Below are 8,049 nucleotides of genomic sequence, written 5' to 3'. Positions count from 1 at the left end.
TAGTGGTGTATTCCCTACTAGGTCTAAAAAACTGTTTTTTACTTTGCTCATATTTACTTCTCCTTATTCCTATGGATTTAGTATGATTTAACTATATACTATCATTTCTTCTTTGTCAATAAAGATTGTATACATTTTTATATTTTATTATTCAATAATTTGAACATAATCTTATTTTTTGATACTATATTTATAATAAAAATGGAGGTTAACTATGAAGTTAGATACTGTTATTGATGATATTGTTGAAAGTTATCAAAAACACAATGATATTTCTAAGGTCGATACAATTAGACAGCCTGATAAAACAATTATCATTGATATTCTTGAACGTTTACAAGATATTATTTTTCCAGGCTTCTTTGGAAGAAAAGGTCTTAAAAGTGATTATGTTAAATATTATTTAGGTGATCAAATTCAAATTATTTATAATGATTTAAAAAATCAAATCTTACTTGCCTTTGACTATTGTGAAAACTGTAAAGATGCTTGTAAAGAAGAGGAAGCAAGAGATAAAACATTAGCTTTTTTGAAGACAATTCCCCAAATAAGAGAATACCTTGCTACAGATGCACAAGCAACATTTGATGGCGATCCAGCCGCTATTTCTATTTCAGAAATCGTACTTTCTTATCCAGGATATTATGCAATTATGGTCAATCGTATTGCTCATGAATTATATAAATTGAATATTCCACTAATTCCTCGTATTATGACAGAACATGCGCATAGTTTAACAGGAATTGATATTCATCCAGGAGCAACACTCGGTAAGTATTTAATGATTGATCATGGAACAGGTATTGTTATCGGTGAAACTACCGTGATTGGTGAACATGTTCAAATTTATCAAGGAGTAACATTAGGTGCTCTTTCTACTCATGGAGGACAAAGCTTAAAGAATGTTAAAAGACATCCTACTATAGAAGATAATGTTACAATTTATTCTAATGCTAGTGTATTAGGAGGAGATACTGTTGTTGGTGAAGGCTCTGTTATTGGTGGTAATACTTTTATTATTAAATCTGTACCAAGTGGTACAATTGTCAATAATAAAGCAGTTATGAGATTCAAGTATTCAAAAACATCTGAAGATTTTAATCAAAATGAATTCGAATAAAAAAAAGGTTGTCAATTGACAACCTTTTTATATAAGTCTTTCATAAAGTCCTGCAACAACAGGTTCCCCATAATCCATTGTTTGATATCCTTGTAATAAAAAACCACATTTTTCATAAAGATAAATTGCTGGCTTATTTGTACATAATACATCTAAACGAATCGCTTTTTGATTTAAGAATTTTGCTATTTCAATAGCTTGTTTAATAAGAAATTTTCCACATCCTCGATATTGAGGATGTATACATAAACGATGCAAAATTAAGACTTCATCATCATCCGCAAATATTTGCCATGATAGCTTGTTATAGCATTCATCATATTCATGATTTAATACCATTGCCCCAATAATTTTATTATCCTTTTCTAAAACATACAATTCATGACGACGAATATCTTTGACAATTTCTTTTTTTGAAGGATAAATATCCCTTCTCCACATAATATCATAAATAGTACCTGCCATTTCATCACTGACAATCCCGTATAAATCTTGAACTCTTTTTAAATCTTTAATGATTGCACGTCTTACTTTCATTTTAAACTCCTATATAATTCCATTTATAAATACAAAAATAACAACAATTGGCAAAATAATTGTAACATAAAATTTCATCCAATTTGGAACTTTCATTCCTTGACCAATATTTGCTTCTTTTTGATAATTTTCAAATCCCCAACCATATTTTGAAGTACAGAATAATAAATAAACAAGTGAGCCTAATGGCAACAATAACTGACTAACAATAAAATCTTCTAAATCTAAAATTGTAGAACCTGCACCTAATGGTTGAATATTGCTTAAAACATTGAATCCTAAAGCACAAGGTAATGAAAGTAAGGTAATTAAAACAAAATTAATGATTACAGCCTTTTTTCTTTCAATATTTAATAACTCCATTGTACAAGCAATAATATTTTCAAAAACAGCAATAACTGTAGAAAGTGATGCAAAAGACATAAATAAGAAAAATAATGCACCCCAAATTTGACCACCAGTCATAGAAACAAAAACATTAGGTAATGTAATAAAAATTAAGCTTGGTCCACTATCTGGATTAATCCCAAAAGAAAAACATGCTGGAAAAATAATTAATCCTGCCACAACAGCAACAAATGTATCTAACATGGCAACATTCGTTGCCTCTTTTAATAAAGTTTGATCTTTATTTAAATAACTTCCAAAAATAGCCATAGACCCAATTCCAATGCTTAAAGTAAAGAAAGCTTGATTCATTGCTGAAACAATCACCTTCATCAAACCAATTTCAGAAATTTTTTGAAAATCAGGATATAAATAAAACTTGACCCCTGCCATTCCACCATCCAATAATAAACCATGAATAGCTAATAGCACAATCAAACCTAATAATCCCGTCATCATCACCTTGGTAATACGTTCAACACCATTTTGTAATCCTTTAGAACAAACAAACATTCCTATCGCTACAACAATAATCATCCAAAAAACATTTGTAGAAGGACTTGCTAGTACTTGTGAAAAAACATTTTGTACATCAGCAGTGGTTAAACCATTAAATTGTCCTGTTAAAAAATTATAAAAATATTTTAACATCCATCCTGAAACTGTCGTATAAAAAATCATTAAACAAATATTTCCAACCAATGACATATAACCATGTAAATGCCATTTTTGGTTTGTTTTTTCTAAAGCTTGGAAAGATTTAACAACACTCTTTTTACTTGCTCTACCAACTGAAAATTCCATACTCAATATTGGAACACCAATTAAAAGAAGGAAAAACAAATAGAACAATACAAAGATTCCCCCACCATTTTCTCCTACTACATAAGGAAATCTCCAAACATTTCCTATTCCTATTGCACATCCTGCAGAAAGCAGGATAAATCCAATTCTTGATTTAAATTGTTCTCTTTCTCTCATAAAAACCTACCTTTTCTAACAACACAATCATCATATCATATTGATGAAAAAATAGATAATAAAAAATACTTCAAAATGAAGTATTTTTTAAGCATCTTTTAAGAAAGCTTTATAAGCTTGATATGTTTCATAAACATCTACTTTACTTACAATTTCCATTGGTGCATGCATATTTAAAACAGCAATTCCAGCATCAATAACATCCATATTATAATTACCTAAGATATAAGCGATTGTTCCGCCTCCACCTTGGTCAACACGTCCAAGTTCAGCAGTTTGATAGTGAATATTAGCATTATCCATCACTGCACGCACTTGTGCTACATATTCTGCAGAAGCATCGTTACTTCCACTTTTACCTCTTGAACCAGTATATTTATTAAAAACAATACCATTTCCAAGATATGCTGCATTTTTCTTATCATTAACATTTACAAATAATGGATCAACACCAGCTGAAACATCACTTGATAACATTTTTGAACGAGACATTGTAAGTCTTGTTTGTACAAAACTATCAATTCCCATTTTTAATAATAATTCTGCAACTGTATTTTCAAAGAATAGTGAATGCGCTCCAGTAGCTCCTACTGAACCAATTTCTTCTTTATCTACTAAAATAGCACAACTTGTATATTCACTGACATCACTATCTAAAATAGCTGTAAGTGAAGTATAAGCACAAACACGATCATCATGACCATATCCAGCAACCATTGAACGATCCAAACCATAGTCTCTTGCTTTACCACTTGGTACAACTTCAATTTCAGCAGACACGAAATCTTCTTCTTCAATATCATATTTTTCTTTTAATAATTTTAAAACATTCGCTTTAACAGCATCTTTTTCTTCACCAAATAATGGCATATTTCCTAAAGTAACATCTAAGTTTTCTCCTTCAATTACTTTAGCTGCTTTTTTATCTAATTGATCTGCAGATAAATGAATTAATAAATCACTGATTCCTACAACTGGATCATTTTCATCTTCACCAATGACAACATCAACAACTGTTCCATCTTTTTTACAAACAACACCATATAAAGATAAAGGAATTGTTACCCATTGGTATTTTTTAATTCCACCATAATAATGTGTATCAGCTAAAGTAAAACCTTCTGATTCATATAAAGGATTTTGTTTTAAATCCATTCTTGGTGAATCAATATGAGCCCCTAAAATTCTCATACCTTCAGTAAGAGGTTTTTTACCAATAATAAATAAAGCAATATTTTTTCCTCTATTTGTTACATAAACCTTGTCCCCTGATTTTAAGGTATCAAATGATTCTAATGGTTTAAAACCTTTTTCTTCAGCTAATTTAATAGAATCTTTAACACAGGCACGTTCAGTTTTATTTTTTGAAATATAATGTTTATAACCTTCATTATAATCAAATACTTCATTTAATTGATCTTTATACTTTTCCCAAGTATTTTTAGCGTACATAATCTCCATCCTCTCTTTAATACTCAAAAATTATAACACTTATTTATTCAAAATGTTCAATTATTTTTATTTTTAATAGATGCAGATTTTGATCCGTTATCATTTGATAATGACAATCAAATTCATAATCACGGTTCACAATCTCTTTTACTTGATTTTCATCAATAAAATCATATTCTGCACTTATTTGTATAAGTTTAACAAAACCATCTTCTTTTATTAATAAACTTACATCTTTTGATTCAATCAAATCTAACAATGATAAAACAAATTCAATAAATTGAATATGATTATAAAATTCATCTTTACTAATCATAATACACATATTAACTTTAGATGACATTTGACTCAAATGCGTTGTAAGTGATAAATCAAATAAATCATTTCCTGTATAAATGACAATATTCACATTAGATACGCGTTCAATATACGAATCAATGATTTTATATACTTCATCTTGATTTTGTGTCTCTAAATATTTTTTTATAGATAACATATAATAAGTTAATGAATGTTCTAAACGATAGAGTTCTTCTTTTGTCCTTTTCATCATATCATATGTAATATTTTGATATTTACGTTCTTCTAACTGTTTTGTAACTTTTTCTTTTTCATTATTAGATTCTTCTAAAAAAGCAAAAAATGTTAATGATAAAAAAACAACAAATATACACAAGAAAATAGTCATAATTGTTTTAAATGTATAACTGCCTTCCATGATTATCCTACCCTGTAAATTTAAAATCAATAAACAAGCTGTCAAATTCATCATCACTAAAACCCAATATTTATTAATAAAATAACGATATCTCTTTTGATATCTTATAAAAAGAACAGATAATAATAAATGATAGATTTTAGCTTCTACGGCCGCTAATAATAGATAATAATGACTTATAAACATCAAGGGTAACAATGCACTCAAGGTAATTAAGAGTTCATTAAATATACACATAAATAAATTATATATATATTCTTTTCGAGTAAAAAATAATAATAAAATATTCCAACATATAATATAAGCAATGGCTAATGGTGCATAATTCGCATCAAAATAGTCACTTATTATTTCTATAGAAAAGGTCATTAATGTATTCAAAACAAAATAGAGTTTTTGTTTTTTAACATGACATAATTGACTTAAAGAATAAGAAACAATAAGTGCTTCTACTAAATTAATTATAAACTTAATTAGCATTTTTATAAAAAAAGCAATTCATTTTTTATGAATTGCTTTTCTTTCATTTTCTATTCACCAATAATTTCCATCATTGCTTTATGGAATACTTCTGTTTTACTAGCGGCATCATCAGCATCGCTGCCTTTGATTGAGAAATAGAATTTACATTTAGGTTCTGTACCTGATGGTCTTGCTGCAATCCATGAGCCATCTTCTAAGTAATATTTTAATACGTTAGATTTTGGTAATTGAATAGTTGTTCCATCAGAACAAGTACTATTTCCATAGTCTTCAACTTTTACAACTTTAACACCACCAATTTCTTGAGGTGCATCTTTTCTTAAATTATCCATGATTTCTTTAATACGTGCAGCTCCTGCAGCTCCTGCTTTAGATAAAGCAATTTGAGTTTCTTTAAATGTACCATGTTTAGCATATAATTCATTTAAAACATCAACTAAATCTTTACCTTGTTTTTTATAGAAGTTACCTGCTTCTGCAGCAGTTAAAACAGCTTGCACTGCATCTTTATCTCTAACGAAGTCTTTAATAACACATCCATAAGATTCTTCATAACCAAATACAAATGTTTTTTCATGAGTTTGTTCATATTTACGAATCTTATCACCAATAAATTTAAATCCAGTTAATGTTTTTTCTACATCAACACCATAACTTCTGGCTACTAATTCACCTAAATCAGAAGTTACGATTGTATTATACATAACTGCATTATCAGGCAATGTTCCTTTTTCTTTCATTTGGCTTAAAATATATTCCAAATAAACAGCTGCTGATTGGTTACCTGACATTAAAACATATTCACCATTATGTTTAGCAACAACTCCTAAACGGTCACCATCTGGATCTGTAATAACTACAACATCTGCATCTACTTCTTTAGCTTTTTTGATAGCTAATTCATAAGATGCTGGAACTTCTGGGTTTGGAGATTTTGTATTAGAAAAATCTGGATCTGGTGCACATTGAGCTAATACTGGCACAAGATCATATCCAAGTCTTGTTAGACATGTTCTAACTGCAATATTTGATGTTCCATGTTGTGGAGAGAAAACAATTTTAAAATCACTTTTATCCATTCCTGGATTAACTTCAATTGCCATAACTTCTTTATAATAAGCTTCATCTACTTCTTCACCAATCCATGTCATATATGGATAAGCTTCTTCATCAGAGAACACTTTAATATTTAATTCATCTTCTACTTCATTTACATATTGTACAACTTGATCAGCTGCTTCTGGTAATAATTGGCATCCTGTATCATCATATACTTTATATCCATTATGTTCTTTTGGATTATGACTTGCTGTAATCATGATACCACCAGCACATTTTAAATAACGCACTGCAAATGATAATTCTGGTGTTGGACGTAATGATTCAAAGATATATGATTTAATACCATATGTTGCTAATACTTTTGCTGATTCAATCGCAAATTTATAAGACATATGTCTATTATCATATCCAATAGCTACACCTCTTTCTTTACCTTCTGGTAAAGACGCAATGTATTTAGCAAAACCAACATTTGCTTTTTGAATAACATAGATATTTAATCTATTTGTACCTGCACCTAAGATACCTCTCATCCCTGCTGTTCCGAATTCAACATCTGTATAAAATGCATCTTCCTTTGCAGTTTCATCCATTGATAATAATTCTGCTTTTAAAGCAGGATCTAAATCTTCTTTACTAACCCATTTTTGATACTTTTCGTTATAATTCATTTTTACCACCTCTTAATATAAGTATATCAAAGCTCTTTGTCAAAAACTATAGAAAAATGTAACCGTTTTCAAATTATTTTCGTATAATATCTCCCGTTTCGACATTTAAGTATGTCAAAATATCTTGAGCCTTGACAATCATTTGAAAACCACGCTTTCCTGCTGAAAAAGCAACTTCATCAACTTTTAAAATACTTTCATCCATATACGTTGGAAACTGTTTTTTCATTCCTACTGGAGAACATCCTCCTCGCATATAACCTGTTACAGGTAATAAGTCCTTTTGATGGATCATTTCTACATTTTTTCTACCTGCTAATTTAGCAAGCTTTTTTAAATCAATTTCTTCTAAAACAGGAACACAACATACAAGATACTCATTATGGTTATCATGTAAAACAAGTGTTTTAAAAATAGCTTCTGGCACCATATCTACCTGACTTGCTACATGTCTTCCATCTAAATGATCTTCATCATATTCATATTCCTTTATCAAATAAGCAATTTTTGCTTTATCCAACATTCTAAGCGCATTTGTTTTAAACTTCTTAGCCATGATTTACACCTCTGAATTCATTATAGCATAAAAAAGGGACAAAATAAATTTTGTCCACATGGTAATAATCTTTGAAGATTAT

General features: G+C 29.1%; 7 protein-coding genes. 1 reads left to right on the top strand and 6 read right to left on the bottom strand.

Features of this window, described 5'->3' with window-relative positions:
* Positions 1–214 precede the first annotated feature (214 nt).
* Positions 215–1,120, top strand: a complete 906-nt coding sequence (locus tag LJD32_RS14060) for a serine O-acetyltransferase (protein WP_032089919.1) — start codon at positions 215–217, stop codon at positions 1,118–1,120.
* Positions 1,121–1,147: 27 nt separating this feature from the next.
* On the opposite strand, the gene LJD32_RS14055 is transcribed toward LJD32_RS14060, so the two are convergent.
* From LJD32_RS14055 to ybaK, 6 genes are all read right to left on the bottom strand, one after another.
* The gene (locus tag LJD32_RS14055; RefSeq protein ID WP_227392697.1) at positions 1,148–1,657 is read right to left on the bottom strand and encodes a GNAT family N-acetyltransferase; all 510 of its coding nucleotides are present in this window, start codon (positions 1,655–1,657) and stop codon (positions 1,148–1,150) included.
* Between the two features lie 9 nt (positions 1,658–1,666).
* The gene (locus tag LJD32_RS14050; RefSeq protein WP_227392696.1) at positions 1,667–3,025 is read right to left on the bottom strand and encodes a sodium-dependent transporter; all 1,359 of its coding nucleotides are present in this window, start codon (positions 3,023–3,025) and stop codon (positions 1,667–1,669) included.
* Positions 3,026–3,112: 87 nt separating this feature from the next.
* A complete protein-coding gene (locus LJD32_RS14045; protein ID WP_227392695.1) occupies positions 3,113–4,477 on the bottom strand; it encodes an aminopeptidase in 1,365 nt (454 codons plus the stop codon).
* Positions 4,478–4,520: 43 nt separating this feature from the next.
* Positions 4,521–5,675, bottom strand: a complete 1,155-nt coding sequence (locus tag LJD32_RS14040; RefSeq protein WP_227392694.1) for a hypothetical protein — start codon at positions 5,673–5,675, stop codon at positions 4,521–4,523.
* Positions 5,676–5,725: 50 nt separating this feature from the next.
* A complete protein-coding gene (locus tag LJD32_RS14035) occupies positions 5,726–7,411 on the bottom strand; it encodes a phospho-sugar mutase (protein ID WP_032089915.1) in 1,686 nt (561 codons plus the stop codon).
* 73 nt (positions 7,412–7,484) lie between these two features.
* Positions 7,485–7,967: a Cys-tRNA(Pro) deacylase gene (gene ybaK / locus LJD32_RS14030; RefSeq protein WP_227392693.1), complete on the bottom strand. Its 483-nt coding sequence runs from the start codon at positions 7,965–7,967 to the stop codon at positions 7,485–7,487.
* Positions 7,968–8,049: the final 82 nt, after the last annotated feature.

The sequence above is a fragment of the Faecalibacillus sp. TM498 genome (genome assembly GCF_020589955.1).
Classification (GTDB): domain Bacteria; phylum Bacillota_I; class Bacilli_A; order Erysipelotrichales; family Coprobacillaceae; genus Faecalibacillus; species Faecalibacillus intestinalis.
The sequence above is the reverse complement of the archived record's forward strand: the minus strand, read 5'-3'. Positions and strand labels throughout refer to the sequence as shown.